This window comes from Archangium gephyra (assembly GCF_042230915.1).
Classification (GTDB): domain Bacteria; phylum Myxococcota; class Myxococcia; order Myxococcales; family Myxococcaceae; genus Archangium; species Archangium gephyra_B.
The window spans coordinates 6,013,111-6,033,046 of the sequence record NZ_CP102578.1 but is presented as its reverse complement, the minus strand read 5'-3'; the positions used below and the strand labels follow the sequence as shown (position 1 = coordinate 6,033,046).

Annotated in this window: 12 protein-coding genes; 4 read left to right on the top strand and 8 right to left on the bottom strand. The window is 68.1% G+C overall.

Annotated elements, in window-relative coordinates; all coding sequences use genetic code 11:
• The first annotated feature begins 93 nt into the window (after nucleotides 1–93).
• Nucleotides 94–735, top strand: a complete 642-nt coding sequence (locus NR798_RS23630) for a hypothetical protein (RefSeq protein ID WP_375764731.1) — start codon at nucleotides 94–96, stop codon at nucleotides 733–735.
• A gap of 66 nt (nucleotides 736–801) precedes the next feature.
• Here the strand turns inward: NR798_RS23630 and NR798_RS23625 are convergent, their stop codons facing one another.
• Nucleotides 802–4,050, bottom strand: coding sequence for a C45 family autoproteolytic acyltransferase/hydolase (locus NR798_RS23625; RefSeq protein ID WP_375764730.1), 3,249 nt, complete (start codon nucleotides 4,048–4,050; stop codon nucleotides 802–804).
• A 413-nt stretch (nucleotides 4,051–4,463) separates the two neighbouring features.
• Between NR798_RS23625 and NR798_RS23620 the strand changes: the two genes are divergently transcribed.
• Nucleotides 4,464–5,954: a penicillin-insensitive murein endopeptidase gene (locus tag NR798_RS23620; RefSeq protein ID WP_375764729.1), complete on the top strand. Its 1,491-nt coding sequence runs from the start codon at nucleotides 4,464–4,466 to the stop codon at nucleotides 5,952–5,954.
• Between the two features lie 129 nt (nucleotides 5,955–6,083).
• On the opposite strand, the gene NR798_RS23615 is transcribed toward NR798_RS23620, so the two are convergent.
• The 6 genes from NR798_RS23615 to NR798_RS23590 form a co-directional block, all read right to left on the bottom strand.
• Entirely contained in the window at nucleotides 6,084–9,551 is a 3,468-nt protein-coding gene (locus NR798_RS23615; protein ID WP_375764728.1) for a methylmalonyl-CoA mutase family protein, read from the bottom strand.
• Between the two features lie 11 nt (nucleotides 9,552–9,562).
• The gene (locus NR798_RS23610; RefSeq protein WP_375764727.1) at nucleotides 9,563–10,537 is read right to left on the bottom strand and encodes a hydroxymethylglutaryl-CoA lyase; all 975 of its coding nucleotides are present in this window, start codon (nucleotides 10,535–10,537) and stop codon (nucleotides 9,563–9,565) included.
• A gap of 28 nt (nucleotides 10,538–10,565) precedes the next feature.
• Complete coding sequence (locus NR798_RS23605) at nucleotides 10,566–11,348, bottom strand: class I SAM-dependent methyltransferase (RefSeq protein WP_375773814.1); 783 nt, start codon at nucleotides 11,346–11,348, stop codon at nucleotides 10,566–10,568.
• Between the two features lie 69 nt (nucleotides 11,349–11,417).
• Nucleotides 11,418–12,614 (bottom strand): aminotransferase class I/II-fold pyridoxal phosphate-dependent enzyme, encoded by a 1,197-nt coding sequence (locus NR798_RS23600; RefSeq protein WP_375764726.1) that lies wholly within the window; start codon nucleotides 12,612–12,614, stop codon nucleotides 11,418–11,420.
• Nucleotides 12,615–12,629: 15 nt separating this feature from the next.
• Nucleotides 12,630–13,577 carry a phosphatase PAP2 family protein gene (locus NR798_RS23595; RefSeq protein WP_375764725.1) on the bottom strand — a complete coding sequence of 316 codons (948 nt, stop codon included), beginning with the start codon at nucleotides 13,575–13,577 and terminating at the stop codon, nucleotides 12,630–12,632.
• Nucleotides 13,574–16,054, bottom strand: a complete 2,481-nt coding sequence (locus NR798_RS23590; protein ID WP_375764724.1) for an RND family transporter — start codon at nucleotides 16,052–16,054, stop codon at nucleotides 13,574–13,576. The genes NR798_RS23595 and NR798_RS23590 overlap by 4 nt, the downstream gene beginning before the upstream one ends.
• A 433-nt stretch (nucleotides 16,055–16,487) precedes the next feature.
• Between NR798_RS23590 and NR798_RS23585 the strand changes: the two genes are divergently transcribed.
• Entirely contained in the window at nucleotides 16,488–18,029 is a 1,542-nt protein-coding gene (locus tag NR798_RS23585; RefSeq protein ID WP_375764723.1) for an aminotransferase class I/II-fold pyridoxal phosphate-dependent enzyme, read from the top strand.
• Nucleotides 18,030–18,038: 9 nt separating this feature from the next.
• Nucleotides 18,039–19,220: an N-acetyltransferase gene (locus tag NR798_RS23580; RefSeq protein WP_375764722.1), complete on the top strand. Its 1,182-nt coding sequence runs from the start codon at nucleotides 18,039–18,041 to the stop codon at nucleotides 19,218–19,220.
• A gap of 22 nt (nucleotides 19,221–19,242) precedes the next feature.
• Here NR798_RS23580 and NR798_RS23575 read toward each other — a convergent pair whose 3' ends face one another.
• Nucleotides 19,243–19,806 (bottom strand): phospholipid-binding protein MlaC, encoded by a 564-nt coding sequence (locus tag NR798_RS23575; RefSeq protein ID WP_375764721.1) that lies wholly within the window; start codon nucleotides 19,804–19,806, stop codon nucleotides 19,243–19,245.
• Between the last annotated feature and the right edge of the window lie 130 nt (nucleotides 19,807–19,936).

Sequence of the window (19,936 nt, the reverse complement as noted above, 5' to 3'; positions counted from 1 at the left end):
AGCTGTCTCTCGGGTGGGCTCGTCAGAGAGGTACTCGAGTTCGCCCTTCGTAGGTTCCGGTGGTTCGAGGCCAGACGCTACGGCCATGCCTCCATGAAAGAAGCGATCGATCCGGCCCACCTGGACCTCAATCCCCTGGTCGCCTATTTCGAGGAGCGCGGTTGGCTGTGTGTCGGAGCCAAGACGGATCGGGACTTCATCTGGTTCTCGCCCTCTCGCAGTGCCGAATTCCCCTACGTGGGCGAAATCTCCTGGACGACCTCTGTCCGCTCGGCCTCCAAAGCATCCTGGCGCACCGCCCTCGTGCCGCAGGTCGCCGAACTCATGCGCCTCGTCCACTCTCCCCTGGCTCAAATTGGGTTGGGGCAGGATTTCGAAGGCAAGACGCGGCGATGGATTCCTCAAGAGGTGGGACAGAAACGCGTCATCACCGTGCGCGACTACAGCGAAGGGCTGGCGGGCCTCTACTGGCGCAACTTCTACGGCCCTCCCTTCGTGCGCATGTTCGGCGAGCGCCTCGATGCGCTGCCCGCCGAGTGCCGCCAGAAGCTCGGGGAGGACATCGTCCTCGTCCAACCCTATGAGCTCCCCACGGAGGCGGGCACCGAGTCCGGTATGGCGCGCGAGCGGGAGCTCATCTCCCTGCTCGGCCCCGAGTGCTTCTACGACCACGAGCACCACACCCTGCCCACCCGCCGTCCCGTTCTCGACTCTCTCGGCCAGCCTCTTCACTGAGGGCCGCCGGAGTCGAAGATGGGAAGACAGGCACCGGACCTGTCTCCCCTGCCCTGCCACCTGGGCTCAGTTCGCCCCGGCCGCCGAGCCGATGGGCTTGACCTCGGGAGCCGGCGACTCCGTCAGCTCCACCGCCAGTGCATCGAGGCCGTGGTAGCCCTTGGCGCTCACCTCGCCGCCCCGGTAGAGCGCCCAGCCCTGGAGCTGACCCGGCATGAAGGTGCGCGTCATGTGCCACAGCTGCGGGCCGCTGTTGGCCAGGTAGAGGTAGAGCGTCCGCTTCGCGTTCCACGGGTTGGGCAGCGCCACGGCGAGCCCGTCATCGGCCCGGCCGTACGTCTTCCCCTGCCAGCGGAAGAACCGGCGGCCGATCTCCACTGGCAGCTTCTTCTCCGCCGCCAGCCGCGCCACCAGCGCGTTGTCCTCGGCGCCACCGAGCACGAACAGATCCCTGCTCGCCATCTCCTGCTCCGTCACCTCGGCGTCCGGCTTCAGCGGCGCGAGCACGTCCATGAAGGCATCCGCCACGACATCGCGGAAGTTGAGCGTCAGCGTGCGATCCGCCTCCACCCCGCGGGCCGTGCCGTGGACGAAGAGCAACTGGCTGAAGTCGTCCATGGCGTTGGACAGCACCTGGAAGTGCTCGCGCGGCACCGGGATGTCGTTGCTCGTGTTGAACACCACGCGCACCGGCCGCTCGGCCACGTGGAAGGTGAAGGTGTCGCTCGCGCCCTTCACCTCCACCCGCTCCAGCACCGAGCCCTTCGCCGTGAACAGCTCCACGGTAGTGAGGAAGTGGTACGGCTTGCCGCCCTGCTCCACCTTCAACGTGACGTCGTAGCCGTCCTTGGCCTTCGTGCTGCTGGCGCGGATGCGAGGCTCGGGCAGGCCGCCGCGCTCCACCCACTGCGCGACGAAGGGCGAGAGATCCTTGCCCGCGGCCTCGGACGCGGTGCGCACGAACTCGGCGGTGGTGATGTTCTTGTTGGCGTAGCGCGCGTGCACGGTGCCCATCACCTTGGAGAAGGCCTTGTTGCCCAGCAGCAGGCGCAGTTGGTGCAGCACGAAGGTGCCCTTGAGGCGGGGAATGGCATAGGTGCCGTAGCGGCTGTACGAGGTGCGCGTGGCCACGGGCACCACGTCCCCCTCGCGCGAGCTGAGGTAGAGGTAGCGGGTGTTGAGATCGGCCAGGGCATCGCGCTGCTGATCGAAGGCCTTGTCCGCCGAGTCCGGCAGCTTGTTGAGCAGGTTCCAGTAGGCGGCCGTGCCGCTCACCAGCCAGTTCTCGCCGTCGGTGGCGGGGAACACGGTGTTGGCCCACAGCAGCTTCTTGTCGAAGCCGAGGGCCTCCTTCACCTTCGAGGTGTCGCGCTTGGAGGCCGCGGCCTTCTCCTCCTTGGCGAGCGACTTCGCGCGGGCCTCCTTCAGCTTGTCCGCCACGAAGATGGGGCTGAAGGTGGTGTAACCGAGCGTCAGGTGGGGCGTGGCGCCGGGCAGGTCCTGGATCCACCGGCCGCCGACCATCTTCTCGCGCAGGGTCGTCTTGCCGTAGTGCGCGATGAACACGAGCTTGCCGGCCATCTCGCCGGTGGTGAGCTTGGCGTCACAGGCGTGAGGCCGGTTGATGGGGCTGGAGGCCAGCATGCGGATGGCGTTCTCCAGGTCGATGCCGCCCTTGCCATGCCGCTCGAAGTACTCCTGGAAGGCAATGTCGCGGTTCCACGTGTTGAAGGCCAGATCCACCGGGGCGTTCTGCGGATTGGGGAGGTACTCCTTGCGCACCTCCAGGTCCCGGTTGTTGTTGTTGGCCCAGATGAAGTCCTTGAGGTTGCCCGGGGTCTCGGCCGTCTTGCCCGTGCCGCCGGTGCGCCACAGCTTCGTCTTCTTCGTGCCGAGCGTCAGGCAGGCGCCCTCGCCCGTCTTGGCGTCCGCCAGCGTCCAGTCGTTGGTGTAGAGCCCGTTGTTGCGCTCCTTGAGGATGCGGGCCACGTCGTCGATCGAGTTGGCGTACTGGGCCGCCTTGCGGATGCGGTTGCTCTGCGGCGTGCCATCGGGATCGAAAGGCGTCTGGCCCACCGTGGTCTCGCCGATGACGATGCCCGCATCGTTGATGAACCAGTCCGCGCCGCTGTGGATGCCGCCCGGGAACGTCTGCATGACGAAGCGGTGGCCCTTGGTGGGCTGCACGTCGGCGATGACGTCCCAGTGCACGCCCGTGTAGCCGTTCCACATGAAGATCTGCCCCATGATGAACTGGCCATCCTTCGTCGCGGACTTCGTGGCCACGAAGGACGAGCAGTGGTCCCCCTCGCCCGCCCGGGCCGTCTCGTCCTCGGCCTTCATGAAGACGCGTCCGGACAGCGACGTGGCGGTCACCTCGTTGGCGTCCTCGAGCTGCCCCAGGTCCACCACCGAGTTGAGGGACACCACGTCGAGCAGATCCAGCTCGCGGTCCTTGAACTTCACGCCGGCCTTGTTGACGCCGTCGGCGATGCCCTTCATCTCCTCGAGGTACTCGGGATCGAACTTACGCAGGAAGAGCGAGTCGGTGAGCAGCCGCACCTGGTTCCAGCCGTTCACCACGTCCTGGCGGTTCTTCCGGATGCCCAGCTTCTCCATGTAGCGGACGATGTCGTCGGCCAGGAGCTCGCCGTACTGCTGGCCGCGCTCGTACGGCTCGCCCTCGATGTGGACGTACTTCCAACCGCCATCGTCATAGCGGAAGCCCTTGCCCGCCCAGCGCACGGACTCCATGGGGAGGTAGGCGGTGATGTCGTCCACCTCCTCCAGGCGCACGTCATCCACCCAGGCGGTGCCGCTCGCCTTGCCGTTGCGGCCCAGGTGCACCTGCACGCGATCCGTGCCCTGGATGGCGAAGAAGAGCACCGAGACGCGGCCGTCCTGGTCCGCGCCCAGCGTGGGCGAGCAGTTGGTGAAGGGGAAGCTCTTCATCGACAGGCAGGCCCCGAGCGCCGTCGGGTAGCGCGCCTGCGCGTCCGCCTGCACGCCGCGGGTGCGCACCCAGGCGCTGAGCCGGTAGAGGCGGCCCACCTGCAGCTTCACGGGCTCGGACTGCACGGTGGTCTCGGCGCCACTGGCCGGGTTCTCGATGACGAGCCCCTGCGTGCCCTCGGCCTTGCCCTCGGGGCTGGAGGCCACCTTGCCTCCGCCCGTCACGCTCCAGCCGGTGGGCTGTCCCGAGCCGGTCTGCGCCTCGAAGCCAGCATTGCTCACGGGCACCTGCGCGGCCCGCGAGGGCGGCGCATGGAGCGCTCCCGCGGTGAGCAGCAGGGCACCAGCGAATCGCGAAATCATACGGAGAGGGGTCATGTCCTTCCCGGAAGAGACGAATGGAGGTTGCGGGTCCGCGTACTTCTCTCGCTCCCCCTCCGAGGCGTCAACCGACGCCCGGGCACTCCGGCGCGAGACTCTAGGTGCTGACGCAGCCAGTCATGACCGCTAGTGGAGCCGAAGTGCCCGGTTTGACTGGGAGTGTGAGGGAGGGAGCAGGCCACGAAAGGCGGAACGAACTCCGCGTCCCGCGTCAAATTCCCAGGAAATGCCCGCCTGGAGTCCGAGCCGGTTTCGACGCTTTCCTTGGGCCAGGAACAATTTCGGGTCATGCTCCGCCCCGAGTGCGTTCTACATCTTGGATCATCCTGTTGCTGTGCGCCGGCTGCACCGCGCACGTTGCTCCCACAGTCTCTCCGTCGAAGGTGACGGCCGCGGTGCAGGAGGCGTCGACGTCTCCTGCCCAGGCCGCCAACCAGCCCGCCCTGGCGCCGGCTGCTTCGCAGGGAGCCGTTGCCTCGCCCCCGGCGGAGAGTGTCTCGGAGGTCGTGACGCAGGTCGTCGAGCAGAATGACGCGGCCATCGCGGCCGCCGAGGCCACCACCGAGGAGGAGGAGGCCGCCGACGACGAGGAGCTGGCGGGCACCCCCGACGCGGACGAGGGCGAGGCCGAGGAAGCGGACCCCAACGTCGTGGCCCCCAACGGGCCGCTCTACACCGCCGAGCTGTCGGATGAGCAGCTGACGGAGCTGTGGAAGAAGGAGCCGGGGTCCCTCGGCTCCATCTCGGTGGGCTTCGTCGAGAGTGGCCGGATGGTGAACGCCGTGCGCGTGCCCCAGGCGCAGGGCAATGAGTGGATCGTGGTCTCGCCCGAGCTGGCGTGGGCCACCCAGGAGACGGTGGACTACCTCTCCACGGCCATCCGCGAGGTGCGCGCCCAGTACCCGAAGGCGCCCCCGCTGCGCGTCAACCAGCTCAGCTCCCGCGAGGGCGGCTACCTGCGCCCGCACAAGAGCCACCAGAATGGCCGGGACGTGGACCTGGGCTTCTACTACCCCACCGCCGAGCCCGTCCGCGTGCGGGCGCGCGAGCAGCACATCGATCTCGAGCTGAACTTGGCCCTGCTCAAGGCGCTCGCCATCCACACCGACGTGCAGATGATCCTCCTGGACAAGCGCGTGCAGAAGGTCCTGTACGACTACGCGCTGCGCAAGGGCGAGAGCAAGGAGTGGCTGGACTCGCTCTTCAACGCCGGCGCCAGGTCCCTGGTGAAGCACGCGCGCGGCCACCGCGATCACTTCCACGTGCGCTTCTTCAACCCGCGCGCCCAGGAGCTGGGCCGACGCGTCGCCCCGCTGCTGGCGCTCCAGCCGGACAAGAACATCCAGATGCACCGGGTGCGCTCGGGTGACACGGTGGGCGGCATCGCCCTGCGCTACAACTCCAGCATCCAGTCCATCAAGAAGGCCAACCGGATGCGCGGCTTCTTCCTGCGCATTGGACAGGTGCTCGCGGTGCCCCTGCGCGGCCCCTGCACCCGTTGCCCCGTCCCGCCGCCCGTCGTCGTTCCGCCGCGCCGGATGCCTCCGGGCTTCGAGCAGCAGGCGCCGGCCGTGGCCACCAAGCAGGCCCCCGCCGCCCCGGAGCTCCAGGTGGTGCCCGCGTCCGCTCCGGCTCCCGTGACTCCCGAGCAGCCCGCCGTGGCCTCGCAGGAGGTTCCCTCCTCCCCTGCCGCCGCCGAGACGCAGCCCTCCGTGGCCGCGCAGGCAGAGAGCACGGGCGGAAGCGCTCCGGCGAGCACGGATGCAGAGACGACTGGAACTCCGGTGCAGGCGCCCGAGGCTCCGGCGCAGGCGCCCGCGGTCCAGGGCTCTCCGGCCAATACCTCGGCGGCCGTCATGCAGATCGGCCCCGCGGCGTCGCGGTAGGACGGTGCTGTGGAGGTCCCCTCTCCCTCTGGGAGAGGGTCAGGGTGAGGGTCTTCCCCGAACACGTGGTTGACGACCCTCACCCCCCGCCCTCTCCCAGAGGGAGAGGGAGCATGCGCAACACTTCCACTACATGTTGCGCCGGTACTGCCCGCCCACCTCGTATAGCGCGCGGGAGATCTGGCCGAGCGTGCAGACCTTACAAGCGTCCATCAGCGCGGCGAAGATGTTGCCGTTGTCCAACGCGGCGCGCTTCACGGCCGCCAGCGCCTCGGGAGCAGCTCCGGCGTTGCGCTTCCAGAAGGCGTCGCGCGAGCTGATGGCGTAGTCCTTCTCCTCCTGGGTGGCGCGGATCACCTCCGGCGGAGTGATGGTCGGCGAGCCCTTGGGATCCAGGAAGGTGTTCACGCCGATGATGGGCAGCGTCCCGTCGTGCTTGAGCGTCTCGTAGTAGAGCGACTCCTCCTGGATCTTCGAGCGCTGGTACATGCGCTCCATGGCCCCGAGCACGCCGCCGCGCTCGGAGATGGAACGGAACTCCGTCAGCACGGCCGCCTCGACCAGGTCCGTCAGCTCCTCGACGATGAAGGCGCCCTGGTTCGGGTTCTCGTTCTTGGAGAGGCCGAACTCCTTGTTGATGACGAGCTGGATGGCGAGGGCCCGCCGCACGCTCTCCTCGGTGGGCGTGGTGATGGCTTCGTCGTAGGCGTTGGTGTGCAGCGAGTTGCAGTTGTCGTTGAGCGCCAGCAGGGCCTGCAACGTGGTGCGGATGTCGTTGAAGGCGATCTCCTGGGCGTGGAGGCTCCGGCCAGAAGTCTGGATGTGGTACTTGAGCTTCTGCGAGCGCTCGTTGCCGCCGTACTTGTCGCGCATCGCCTTGGCCCAGATGCGGCGAGCGACCCGCCCCAGCACGGTGTACTCGGGGTCCATGCCGTTGGAGAAGAAGAACGACAGGTTGGGCGCGAAGTCGTCGATGTTCATCCCTCGCGAGAGGTAGTACTCGACGAAGGTGAAGCCGTTGGCCAGGGTGAAGGCCAGCTGGGAGATGGGGTTCGCCCCCGCCTCGGCGATGTGGTAGCCCGAGATGGACACCGAGTAGAAGTTCCGGACCTTCTGCTCGATGAAGTACTGCTGGATGTCTCCCATCAGCCGCAGGGCGAACTCGGTGGAGAAGATGCAGGTGTTCTGCGCCTGATCCTCCTTGAGGATGTCCGCCTGCACGGTGCCGCGCACGGCCTGCAGCGTGGAGGCGCGGATCTTCTCGTAGACGTCGCGCGGGAGCACCTCGTCACCTGACACGCCGAGCAGCAGCAGCCCGAGCCCGTCGTTGCCCTGGGGCAGCTCGCCCTGGTAGCGCGGCCGGGGCAGACCGCGGCTCTTGTAGAGCTCGTCGATCTTCTTCTCCACCTGCTCGGTCAGCCCCTTGGAGCGGATGTACTTCTCGCACTGCTGATCCACCGCGGCGTTGAGGAAGAAGCCGAGCAGCATCGGCGCGGGACCGTTGATGGTCATCGACACCGAGGTGGACGGGTCCGCGAGATCGAAGCCGGAGTAGAGCTTCTTCGCGTCGTCCACGTTGGCGATGGAGACGCCGGAGTTGCCCACCTTGCCGTAGATGTCCGGGCGGTGGTCCGGGTCCTCGCCGTAGAGCGTGACCGAGTCGAAGGCCGTGGACAGGCGCTTGGCGGGCAGCCCGCGCGAGACGAAGTGGAAGCGCTTGTTGGTGCGCTCCGGGCCGCCCTCCCCCGCGAACATGCGCGCGGGATCCTCGTTCTCACGCTTGAGCGGGAAGACGCCCGCGGTGAACGGGAAGGCGCCCGGCGCGTTCTCGCGCAGCAGCCAGGTGAGGATGTCGCCCCAGTCCTCGTACTTGGGCAGGGCGATCTTGGGGATGCGCAGGTGCGAGAGCGACTCGGTGAAGAGATCGATCTCGATGATCTTCTCGCGCACCTGGTACTGGTACTTGGCCGCCGCGTAGCGGCGCTTCATGGCCGGCCACTCGTCCAGCAACCGCTTGCACTCGGGGTGCAGGCGCGACTCCAGGTCCTGGTAGAGCTCCGCCAGATCGGCGAGGTAGGCGGGCTCGCCCTCGACGCGCTGGGTGACGTGCACCACGTCCGAGGCGTCCCGGGGCTCGACGATCTCCAGCCGCTTCTTGCCCACGTTGGCGCGCAGCGCCTCGATGGTGCCGTGCAGCTGGTACATGCGCCGGGCGAGCGCCGCCTGGGCGCGGGTGAACCGGTCGTAGGCCTCGCAGGTCTCGACGATCTCCGCGAGGTACCGGGTGCGCTCCGGCGGGATGATCCACTTCTTCTCGCTCATGCCCGGGGTGATCTCGGCGTGCGACTGGAGCGCGGCGCCGGTCTTCCGGGCGATCGTGTCGATCAGGGCCCGGTAGAGCTGGTTCATGCCCGGGTCGTTGAACTGCGAGGCGATGGTGCCGTAGACGGGCAGCGCGTCGTCGGGCGTGGAGAAGGCGTTGTGGTTGCGCTTCCACTGCTTGCGCACGTCCCGCAGCGCGTCGAGCGAGCCCCGCTTGTCGAACTTGTTGATGGCGATCACGTCGGCGAAGTCGAGCATGTCGATCTTCTCGAGCTGCGTCGCCGCGCCGTACTCGGCCGTCATCACGTAGAGCGACACGTCCGAGTGCTCGGTGATCTCCGTGTCGGACTGGCCGATGCCGGACGTCTCCACCACGATGAGATCGAACCCGGCGGCCCGGCAGATCTCGATCGACTCGCCCACGTGCTTGGACATGGCGAGGTTGCTCTGGCGCGTGGCCATGGAGCGCATGTAGACGCGCGGGTTGTCGATCGCGTTCATGCGGATGCGGTCGCCGAGCAGCGCGCCGCCGGACTTGCGCTTGGACGGATCGATGGAGAGCACCGCGAGCGTCTTGTCGGGGAAGTCCGTGAGGAAGCGGCGGACCAGCTCGTCCACGAGGCTCGACTTGCCCGCGCCACCGGTCCCGGTGATGCCCAGCACGGGCACGCGCGGAGCGTTGGTGTTGAGCTTGGCGAGCGCGTCGCGGAGCGTGTCACCCGCGGCGGGGAAGTTCTCCGCGATGGTGATGAGCGGGGCGATCTTGGCGGGCTCGCGCTGGGGGCGCTCGGCCAGCAGGGGCGCGAAGTCCGGGGTGCGCTTCTCGAAGTCGCACTTGGAGATGAGATCGTCGATCATCCCCTGCAGCCCCATCGCGCGGCCGTCGTCCGGCGAGTAGATGCGCGTCACGCCGTAGCGGTGCAGCTCCTCGATCTCGGACGGGAGGATGGTGCCGCCGCCGCCGCCGAACACCTTGATGTTCGCGCCGCGCTCGCGCAGCAGATCGATCATGTACTTGAAGAACTCAACGTGGCCGCCCTGGTACGAGGTGATGGCGATGCCCTGGGCGTCCTCCTGGATGGCGCAGTCGACGATCTCCGCCACCGAGCGGTTGTGACCCAGGTGGATGATCTCCGCACCCGAGGCCTGCATGAGCCGGCGCATCACGTTGATGGCCGCGTCATGCCCGTCGAAGAGCGAAGCGGCCGTCACGATGCGCACATGGTGACGAGGCTTGTAGGGCGTGGGGATGGGAGTCGATTGGAGGTTTCGCATGATGAAATGGGTCAGGTGGTGGCCCGGCGGTTCGCTTTCTTCTCGCGCTCGCCCAGAGCCGCTTGGAGGAACTTGCCCGCGAGCTTCCGGCCGATGAGCTCCTGGGCGACCATGCCCGCCTCGACGAGCTTGTCGAGCTGGATGCCGGTCTTCACGCCCATGCCGTGGAGCATGTAGACGAGATCCTCGGTGGCGAGGTTTCCCGCCGCGCCCGGGGCGTAGGGGCAGCCGCCCAGGCCGCCGATGCTCGCGTCGAACGTCGTCACGCCCAGCTGCAGGCCCACGAGCGCGTTGGCCAGGGCCGTGCCGCGCGTGTCGTGCAGGTGCAGCGCCAGCTTCTCCACCGGCACGTGCTCGAGCAGCGCGTTCAGCAGCGTCTCCGTCTGCCGCGGCGTTCCCACGCCGATCGTGTCGCCCAGGCTGAGCTGGTAGATGCCCGCGTCCAGCAGGGCGCGGCTGATCTCCACCACGCGAGCGACGGGCACGTCGCCCTCATAGGGGCAGCCCCACACCGTGGACAGGTAGCCGCGCACCCGCAGCCCCGCCTTCAGTGCGGCCTCGGTGGTCTGCCGGGCCTCGGCCACCGCCTCGGCGATGGTCTTGTTGATGTTCTTCTTGGAGTGGGCCTCGGACGCGGAGATGAAGACGGCCGCCTCTTCCAGGCCCGCCTCCTTCGCGCGCGTCAGGCCCTTGAGGTTGGGCACCAGCGCCGAGAAGGTGACGCCCTCGCGCCGCCCCACCATGCGCAGCAACTCCTCCGCGTCGGCGAGCTGCGGAATCCACTTCGGTGACACGAAGGACGTCACCTCGATGCGCTTCTCGCCCGCGGCGATCAACGCCTCGATGAGGCGCGCCTTGTCGCGCGTGGGCAGCGTGCGCAGCTCGTTCTGCAAGCCGTCACGAGGACCCACCTCGTAGACGTCCACCTTTTCCGGCAAGTTGCCGAGCCCGCTCAAGCGCGGGCGGCGCTGTTCGTTCGCATCCACTGGACGATGTCCCGCGTCGAGCTTCCGCTCATGTCGAGCTTCCACTCATGAAATTCACCGTTTGGCGCCTCTGGCGCAACTGAGAGGCTCCTCGCAACTCGGCACCCACGATGAGATCCGTCGATGTGTCCGAGGGCCGCTCCTCCCCCAACCCGCCGTGCACCCAGCACACCGAAAAACCCGTGGATTCCAACAGCCGCGTCAGATCCGCAAGGGGATAGTAACGGATGGCATATTGGCCGGAAAGAACGCGGCCGTCCGGCCTCGTGAGCTGCCGGGTGGCCTCGTCGCGGCCACGCACCGCGTCGAAGCGGCTCCGCTCCTCGAGCAGGCTGCCGTCCGGCAACCGGGTGGAGAAGGATGCCTCGGGCTGTGCGGCCAGGCGCTCGTACGGGACGGTGTGCAGCACCAGCCGGCCCCCGGGCTTCAGGCACCGCGCCACCTCGCGCAGCAGCGCCTCGTGCTCCTCATCCGAGAAGACGAAGAGCGTGGAGTACCAGGCGTAGGCCCCCGCCAGCGAGCCCGTGCGGAATGGGAGGGAGCGGAGGTCCGCTCGCACCGCTGGAAAGCCCGGCAGCCGCTCCTGGAGGGACAGCGCGTCCAGCTCCAGGCCGATGACCCGGCCCGCCAGCGGCCCCTCGGCATTCAGGCGCGCGGCATGGCGGCCATGGCCACAACCCAGGTCCACCACCGGGCCGGGCACCTCGAGTTCCTCGAAGCTCCTCGCGAGGTACGCCGCCTCCTTCGCCGTCGTCTCCTCGGAAAGGAACGGCAGGGTGGAACGGAGGTAGAGTTCGCCGAAGAAGCTCACGGGGTCGCGCGGGGGTGTAGCACCCGGGTGTAGGGGTCGCAAGCCGCCCGCCTCCCGGGCATCCAGGCGTCAGCGTCCCCGAGCCAGTCCCACCTTCAACCGGCGCACCGCTTCATCCAGCACCGCTTCCGTCTTGCAGAAGGCGAAGCGCGCCATCCCCTGCCCCAGGTGCTTGTGCTCGGGGCTATAGAAAACACTCGGAGGGATGGCCGCTACTCCCACCTCCGTCACCAGGTGCCGGCAGAAGGCCACGTCGTCCGCGAAGCCCCTCCCCGAGATGTCCGTGATGATGAAGTAGCTGCCCTCGGGCGCGTACGCCTTCAGCCCCGCCTCGGCGAGCCCCGTCAGCAACCGGTCCCGCTTGGACAGGTACATGGCGCTCAGCTCCTGGAAGTACGCGTCCGGCTGCCGCAGCGCCGCCGCCGTGGCCGCCTGCAGGGGCGAGGCCGTGGCGAACGTCACGAACTGGTGCGCGCGCTGCACCGCGTCACGCAGCGGCGGCGGAGCGATGACCCAGCCGATCTTCCACCCGGTGAGGCTGAACGACTTGCCCGCGCTGCTCACCGTCAGCGTCCGGTCCGCCAGCACGGGCACCGTGGCGGGACGCACATGACGCGCCGGGCCGAAGAGGATGTGCTCGTACACCTCGTCCGAGAGCACCTTCACATCGTGTTCGGCGCACAGGCCGCCGAGGAACTCGAGCTCCTCGCGGGTGAAGACCTTGCCCGTCGGGTTGTGGGGCGTGTTGAGGATGAGCAGCCGCGTGCGGGGACCGAAGGCCGCGCGCACCTCGTCCCGATCGAACCACCACGTGGCGTGCGCGCCGTCCGGCGGACGCAGCGGCACATAGCGCGCTTTGGCCCCGACGAAGCCGACATTGGCGTCATACGAGTCATAGAAGGGCTCGAAGAGAACCACCTCATCGCCCGGGTCCACCAGGCCGAGGATCACGCAGAGGATGGCCTCGGTGGCACCGCTGGTGACGGTCACCATGGTGTCCGGATCGATGCCGGTGTGTCCGTGGAAGCGCGCGCCGTGCTCGGCGATGGCCACGCGCAAGTCTCTCAGGCCGGGGCTGGGGGCGTACTGGTTCACCCCGTCGGTGATGGCCTTGCGAGCGGCTTCCTTGACGGCCTCGGGCCCATCGAAGTCCGGGAAGCCCTGCCCCAGGTTCATGGCCCCGTGCTTGAGGGCCAGCGCGCTGAACTCGGAGAAGACGGTGGTGCCGAGATGGGCCACGCGGCCCGCGAGGATCTGCCTGCTCATGGATACGCTCCCTGTTCAGGGGCGTACGATAGCGTCCATCGTGACCGGGCGCGCGACTGTATCGCGCCGCGCGACGGTCCGGCTCCACCCCACGGCCAGGCCCACCACCACCATCACCAGGGGCACCGCGCACACCAGATCCGTGGCGTAGTGGAAGCGGCCCACCAGGGTGGCGGCGATGAGCAGCAGGCCCGGCACCAGCATCACCTTGAAGAAGCGTGGCACGAAGCGCCGCGCGTACACGAACACCAGCAGCGTGGTCCCCGTGTGCCCCGAGGGGAAGCAGTCCTGGGCGAACCTCGGCAGGCGCATCACCGAGTCCAGGAAGGACGTCACCCAGACCCCCTGCAGGGGCGCGTCGAAGGCGAAGTAGAGGAAGTAGCGCGGGCCGATGGCCGGCACCAGGGCGTAGAAGAGGTAGTTGAAGGTGAAGAAGAGGCTGAGCGCGAGCAGGTACTCGTCGAAGGCGTCCTGGCGGCCGGTGAAGTACAGCACCACGCCCAGCATCAGCGGCCAGACGAAGTGGCCGTAGTAGCAGAGCATCAGGATGTCGGTGAGCCAGGGCGGCACCAGGTGCCCGAGCACCACCGAGGCCTGGGCCCCGAAGAGCCGCTGATCCATGGCGGCGAGCTGCGCATCCCGCAGCACCGGGGTGAGGGCGGTCACCAGGGGACTGAGCACCTCGTGACTGAGGCCGATCACCGGCAGCAGCCAGAAGTTGGCCACGAAGGCCAGCAGCCGGTGCTGGGGGAAGTAGGACTCCAGGGTGCGCAGGACCAGGGGGCCGAGCGCGAAGACGGCGAAGTAGACGGTGGACTTCGTGGAGCCAGGGGCCCAGCGGGCCGGGCCCAGGAGCGTCAGGGCGGCGAAGGAGCAGGCGACGACCATGACGACGTCGACTGCTCGCAGATGGACGTTCCGGACGCCCGCTCGGGCGCGCTCATACGAGGTCCAGGCGTTCACGCAGACTTACGCTCCCCCGGTTCCGCGGCGGGTTTCTTCACGCCGATGTCCAGGCTCCGAATCATGCCCCCATCCCTCTTCCGGCCCTTCCAGCGCTCCAGCAGCGCGAGCATCGCCGGGAAGAAGACCGTCGTGCCCAGGAAGGTGCACATCACCCCTAGAAGTGCAATCTGTCCGATAGAGCGCAGCCCGGCGTGATGTGAGATCAACAGTGCGCCGTAGCCGGCGGCGTTGGACAGCGTGGCCACCACCGCCGCGAAGCCCGTATGGCGCACCACATGGCCGAGCGAGCCGGGGCCCTCTTCCTCGTACCGGTGGAAGAGGTGCACCGAGTTGTCCACGGCGATGGCGAGCAGGTTGGGGAGCACCACGGCGTTGATGAAGTTCAGCTGGATGTCGAAGAGGTACATGCCTCCGGCCAGGCAGAGCATGCCCAGGAACAGAGGGCCGGCCACCAGGCAGGCACGCTTGAAGCTGCGCAGGCTGAGCAGGATCGTCAAGAAGACCACCGCCGCGGCCGCCCAGAGGATGAAGGGGCCATCCGCCCGCACCATCGAGAAGATGCGCGCGGCGATCCGGTTGCTATCCAACACCGCGAGGTCCACGCCCCGGGCCTTGGCGCCGTCGATGACCTCGTCCAGCTGCGCGGCCCACGCCGACAGCTCCCGCGTGTCGTGGTTGGACACCGAGGGGAAGAGCAGCAGGAACATCCCCTTCCCGTCCTGCGCCTCGAAGCGGCGGCGCACCTCCACGGGCAGCTGCTCGGCCCCGTACGGCTGGGCCTCCAGCATCTTGCGCACGCTCTCCAGGCGCGGATCCTTCTGGGCGTCCTCGGGCAGCTTCTCCAGCGTGGCGCGCAGTGCGGCGATCTGCTCCTGGTGCGCCGGCACGTCCTGCGGCAGCAGCTCGTTGAGTGAGGCGTACTGCTTGAAGGTGGACTCCGCGCCGTGCCGGGTCTTCACCTCGTTGATGACGTCCTGCACCACCTGGGCCTGCTGCAGATCATTCACCAGGAGGATGGCCGGGTTGAGGTGCGTGCCGAGCTGCGCGCTGATGTGATCATCGAGCGCCACCGAGGGCGAGTCGCCCTTGAGCTTGCGCATGTTCGTCTCGAAGCCCACGCGCGGCAGCACGTAGACGGAGTACGCCGCGAAGCCGAGCACCGCCACCAGGATGCCGGCGATGACGGAGGTGGGCCAGCGCTTGCCGGGCATGGGCAGCACCTGCGCCGGAGCCTCGGGCGCCTGGGCGGCGGCCGTCTTGCCGCGCCCCGGACGCAGCCGCTCGGCGAGCACCAGCAGCGCCGGGCCCAGCCCGTACGCCACCAGCACCGCCATCAGCACGCCCACCCCGGCCAGCAGGCCGAACTGCTTGAAGGCCTCGAACTGGGCGAACACGAGCACGAAGAAGGCCGCCGCGTTCGTCAGCGCCGAGGTGAGGGCCCCGGCGAAGGTGCCCCGCACGGCATGGGCGAGCGCCTCGGCGGCCGGGTGCTCGCGCCGCTCCTCCCAGTAGCGCATGGCCAGGTGGATGCCGTACTCCAGGCCCAGGCCGATGAGGATGGCCACCAGGAAGCCCGTGACGATGTTGAGGTGGCCGATGGCCAGCTCCGCGAAGGCGAACGTCAGCGACACGCCGAAGACGACGGGCACGCCCACCACCGCCAGCGCCCACAGCCGCCGCGTGGCCAGCAGGATGATGCCCACCGCCATCACCGCCGAGAGGATGGCGGCGCGCGACAGATCCTTGCGCATCACCTGGTCCTCTTCGATGCGGGCCTGGAAGGCGCCGGCGTAGTCCAGCTTCACCCCGGGCGAGCCCTGGGCCACCTCGTCGGACACGCGCTTCACGTCGTCCACCAGCTTCTGCGCGAAGACGATGTCGCCCGCGGTGCCGCCCGGCTTCACCATCAGGTACACCTCGGAGCCGTCCGCGTTGCCGAGGTACTCGCGCATGGGCGCATCCGGGCTGTACTTCTTGACGATGGCGTCGAAGTCCGGCGGCGCGTCCGCCTCGTCGAGCAGATCCACCGCGATGGCCTGCTGCTTCTCGTAGCGCAGCCGCGCGTCCACGTCCGCGCGCAGCTCCTTCAGCTTCTCGGTGGGCAGCAGCAGCAGGCCGCGCTCCTGGAAGAAGTCCACGTCGAAGTGGTTCTCCACGTAGCGCACCTCGGGAAGCGTCTCGAGCTTCCGGGCCAGCGTGGTGGAGAAGTCGCGCAGCTGCTCGGGCGCGGCGCCCTGGGCGCGCACCACCAGGTAGCCGTCACCGCCGGCCTTCTGGGCCACGCGGTTCAGGTCCTGGACCTCGCGGGTCTCGTTGGGCAGCAGCTCCACGAAGGAGCCGCGGAAGTCCAGCCGTCCAGCCAGCAGCGCACCGCCGAGCGCCAGCACCGTGAAGGCCAGCAGCACGCGCCAGGGCCGGGCGAGCGTTCCACGGATGAAGGCCTCGGACCCACGCCGTCGAAGAGAGTCAGCCACGCGTATCCCCAGTCGAAGGAGGCACGCCAGAAAGCAGACTTCCCGCTCCCTGTCACGGCCTCAGCGAATCTGGGAACGAACACCCTCCGGCCTGGAAGCCTTCCACTGCGTGTGTGGAAACCCTCCGTGTGACATCCCACCCCTGCACCAGGGCACCCGGGTCCCGGTTGTGCAACCGGTTGCGCACTCGCCCGCTCGGGTTGAGGAATATCCCCAGGTGTCAACCCCCACCCGGGGATTCCTCGCCAACCCCGGGCCGTCGCGCGGGACCGTCCGTGTCTTGACACCCGAAGGGTGACTCAATAATGACGGCGACCCTAGCCCCCCGAGGAGGAGGACGCGCGCTTGCAGTGCCCCGGGTCGGAACGAACACCGCAAGAAGCGCGCCCTGGGGATCCGCCGAGACGGGTCTCCCCCACGAGAGAAGAGCGCCATGAGTGACGTATTCGAGAAGTGCCGGAGCTGGAAGGACTACCGCATCGCCAAGGCCACGGGGCTCTACCCCTACTACCGGGCGATCGAGGAGTCGTACGGTGCCACCGAGGTTCAGATCGAGGGCCGCCGGATCATCATGGTGGGCTCGAACAACTACCTGGGCCTGAGCGCTGACCCTCGGGTGAAGGAAGCGGCCATCAAGGCGGTGGAGCGCTACGGCACCACGTGCTCCGGCTCGCGTCTGCTCAACGGCACCCTGGCGCTGCACGAGGAGCTGGAGCAGCGGCTGGCGAAGTTCCTCAACCGCGAGGCCGCGGTGGTCATCTCCACCGGCTTCCAGACGAACCTGGCGCTCTCCTCCATCCTGGGCCGCCACGACATCGTCTTCGCGGACCGGCAGAACCACGCCTCGCTGGTGGATGGCATCCGGCTGTCCTTCGCCACCGAGCGCAAGTTCCGTCACAACGACCTGGAGCACCTCGAGCAGCTGCTGCAGCAGGCCGCCGAGAAGGAGCCCAAGGCCGGGAAGATCATCATCACCGACGGCGTGTTCTCGATGGAGGGCGACCTCTGCGACCTGCCCCGCATCGTGGAGCTGGCGCAGAAGTACGGCGCGCGGGTGATGACGGATGACGCCCACTCCATGGGCGTGCTGGGCGAGAAGGGCCGCGGCACCTCGGAGTACTTCGGGCTGGAGAAGGAGACGGACCTCGTGATGGGGACGTTCTCCAAGAGCTTCGCGTCGCTGGGCGGCGTGCTGTCGGGCCCCTCGGACGTCATCAACTACATCCGCCACAAGTCGCGCTCGGTCATCTTCTCCGCGTCCATGACGCCGGCCACCGTGGCCTCGGCGCTCAAGGCGCTGGAGATCATCGAGGCCGAGCCGCAGCGGCGCGCGCGCCTGCTGGACATCGCCGAGAAGATGCACAACGGCTTCCGCGCCATGGGCTTCGACACGGGCGTGTCGGTGACGCCGGTGGTGCCGGTGCACATTGGCGATCAGGTGAAGTGCTTCCGCTTCTGGCGGGCCCTGCACGAGGCGGGCGTCTTCGCCAACCCGGTGATTCCGCCCGCGGTCGAGGCGGGCCACGCCCTCATCCGTACCAGCTACATGGCCACGCACACGGACGAGCAGCTGGACCGGGTGCTCGACATCTTCGAGCAGATTGGCAAGAAGCTGGACGTCATCCCCCAGACGCGGCCCTCCACGTACACCCCGGTGCAGATCGCCCGCCCGGGCACCATGGTGCGCAACAACAAGGCCTCAGAGAAGTGGGCCGCGGCCAGCGAGGGTCACCACGGCACCAACGGCTTCACGCTGGATCAGCTCTCGCGCATGTCCTCGCGCGAGGTGGCCGGCAAGCTGTTCGACGCGGTGGAGACGCTCACCTGGCGCGCCGCCAACCTCCAGCCGGAGGACATCCGCAAGCTGGGGCAGATGCCGATGAAGCTGTGGGAGAAGCGCGCGAACATCCCCGGCATGCTGCTGGAGAAGGGCGCCAACTTCTTCATCCGCAACGGGCACGAGGACAGGAGCTAGGACACCACCATGGCCGCCGCCGCCGAGATGCAGAACACCGAATCCAAGCAGCCCCCCCTGCCCGCCGACGTGGAGGTGACTCCCGTCCGGAGCTCGGCGGATCGCACGGCCTTCATCCGCCTCCCCTACTCCATCTACAAGGGCGACCCGAACTTCGTGCCGCACCTGGAGATGGAGCGCCGGGACTTCATGGACCCGCGCAAGCACCCCTTCTTCGAGTTCGGCGAGGTGGAGTTCTTCCTCGCCCGCCGGGCCGGGACGGTGGTGGGCCGGATCGCCGCGGTGAGCAACCCCCGCTACAACGAGTTCCACGGCACCAACGTCGGCTTCTTCGGCCTCTTCGAGTGCGTCAATGACGTCGGCGTGGCCCGGGCCCTCTTCGAGAAGGCCGCCGAGTGGCTGCGCGCCAAGGGCTTCACCTCGGTGCTCGGCCCGATGAGCTACTCCACCAACGGCGAGGTGGGCCTGCTCATCGAGGGGTTCACCACCCCGCCGGCCATCATGACGACGTACAACCCGCCCTGGTACGCCGCCCTCCTCGAGGCCAACGGCTTCACCAAGGCCAAGGATCTGTTCGCCTGGGAGCTGTCCTCCTCCACCCCTCCCCCGGAGAAGGTGGCGCGCATCGCGGAGAAGATCCGCCACCGCGAGGGCGTCACCGTGCGCCCGGTGAACCTCAAGGAGTTCGACGCCGAGGTGGCCCGGGTGAAGGCCATGTACAACTCGGCCTGGGAGAAGAACTGGGGCTTCGTCCCGATGACGGAGCACGAGTTCGACCACCTGGCGAAGGATCTCAAGCAGATGGTGCGGCCGGAGCTGGCGCTGGTGGCCGAGGTGAAGGGCCAGCCCGTGGGCTTCGCGCTGACGATTCCCGACGCCAACGAGGCCATCAAGGCCGCCAACGGCCGGCTCACCACCTTCGGCCTGCCCATCGGCCTGGCGAAGCTGCTGCTCGCCTCGCGCCGCATCCGCCGGCTGCGCCTCATCCTGCTGGGCACCGTCGAGGGCTACCGGCGCCGCGGCCTGGACGCCATCCTCTACCTGGACACGCTCAACAAGGCGCGCGAGCTGGGCTACGAGGGCGGGGAGATCTCCTGGACACTCGAGGACAACCACCTCGTCAACCGCGCCATCGAGTCCATGGGCGGCAAGCAGTCCAAGCGGTACCGCGTCTACGAGAAGCCCCTGTAGACGCGGCCCGGGCGGGTGCCAGCTACTTGAGAGACTTCTCGAGCTGCGCCCGCTTGCTCTTGAGGGTGGCCAGCAGTCCGTCGAAGCCCTTGTCGGCCAGGATCTTCCGGAACTGGCCCTGGTACGTCTCCAGGAGCGAGATGTCGTCGGTGACGATGTCGTAGATGCGCCACTCGCTCTTGTCGTCCGCGCGGTAGAGCTTGTACCGCACGGGGAGCCGGTCCCGGCTCATGATGACCTTGGTGTCCACGGTGGCCTCGCGGCCCTGGATGGACTCCTTGCCGTACTGGATCAACGCCCTCCCCTGGCTGAACGCCTTCTGGGCGTAGGAGGCGCGCAGCAGCCCCTGCATCGTCTCCGAGAAGTCCTTGCGCTGGGCGGGCGTCAGCTTGTCCCACGTCTCGCCGAGCGCCCGCTTGGACAACTCACCCCAGTCCACGAAGCGATCCACCGCCTTGGAGAGCTGCTCCTCGCTGGCTCCCTTCGAGGTGATGATCTTCTGGACCTCGGTGTTGCCGGACTTCACGACATCGAGGGGGCCGGGTGCGGCGGCGAGCAGCACGGCGGCAAGCAGGGAAGCGAACATATCGATGTGACTCCGGGGTGCTGGAGGTGAAGACAGGAGGGATGACACTCCGCGACCCGGAGTTATTCACGGCCCGCCGGGCCGGGCGCGACAAGCTTCTCCGAGCGTTCGCGCCGCGACGAAGCTACGA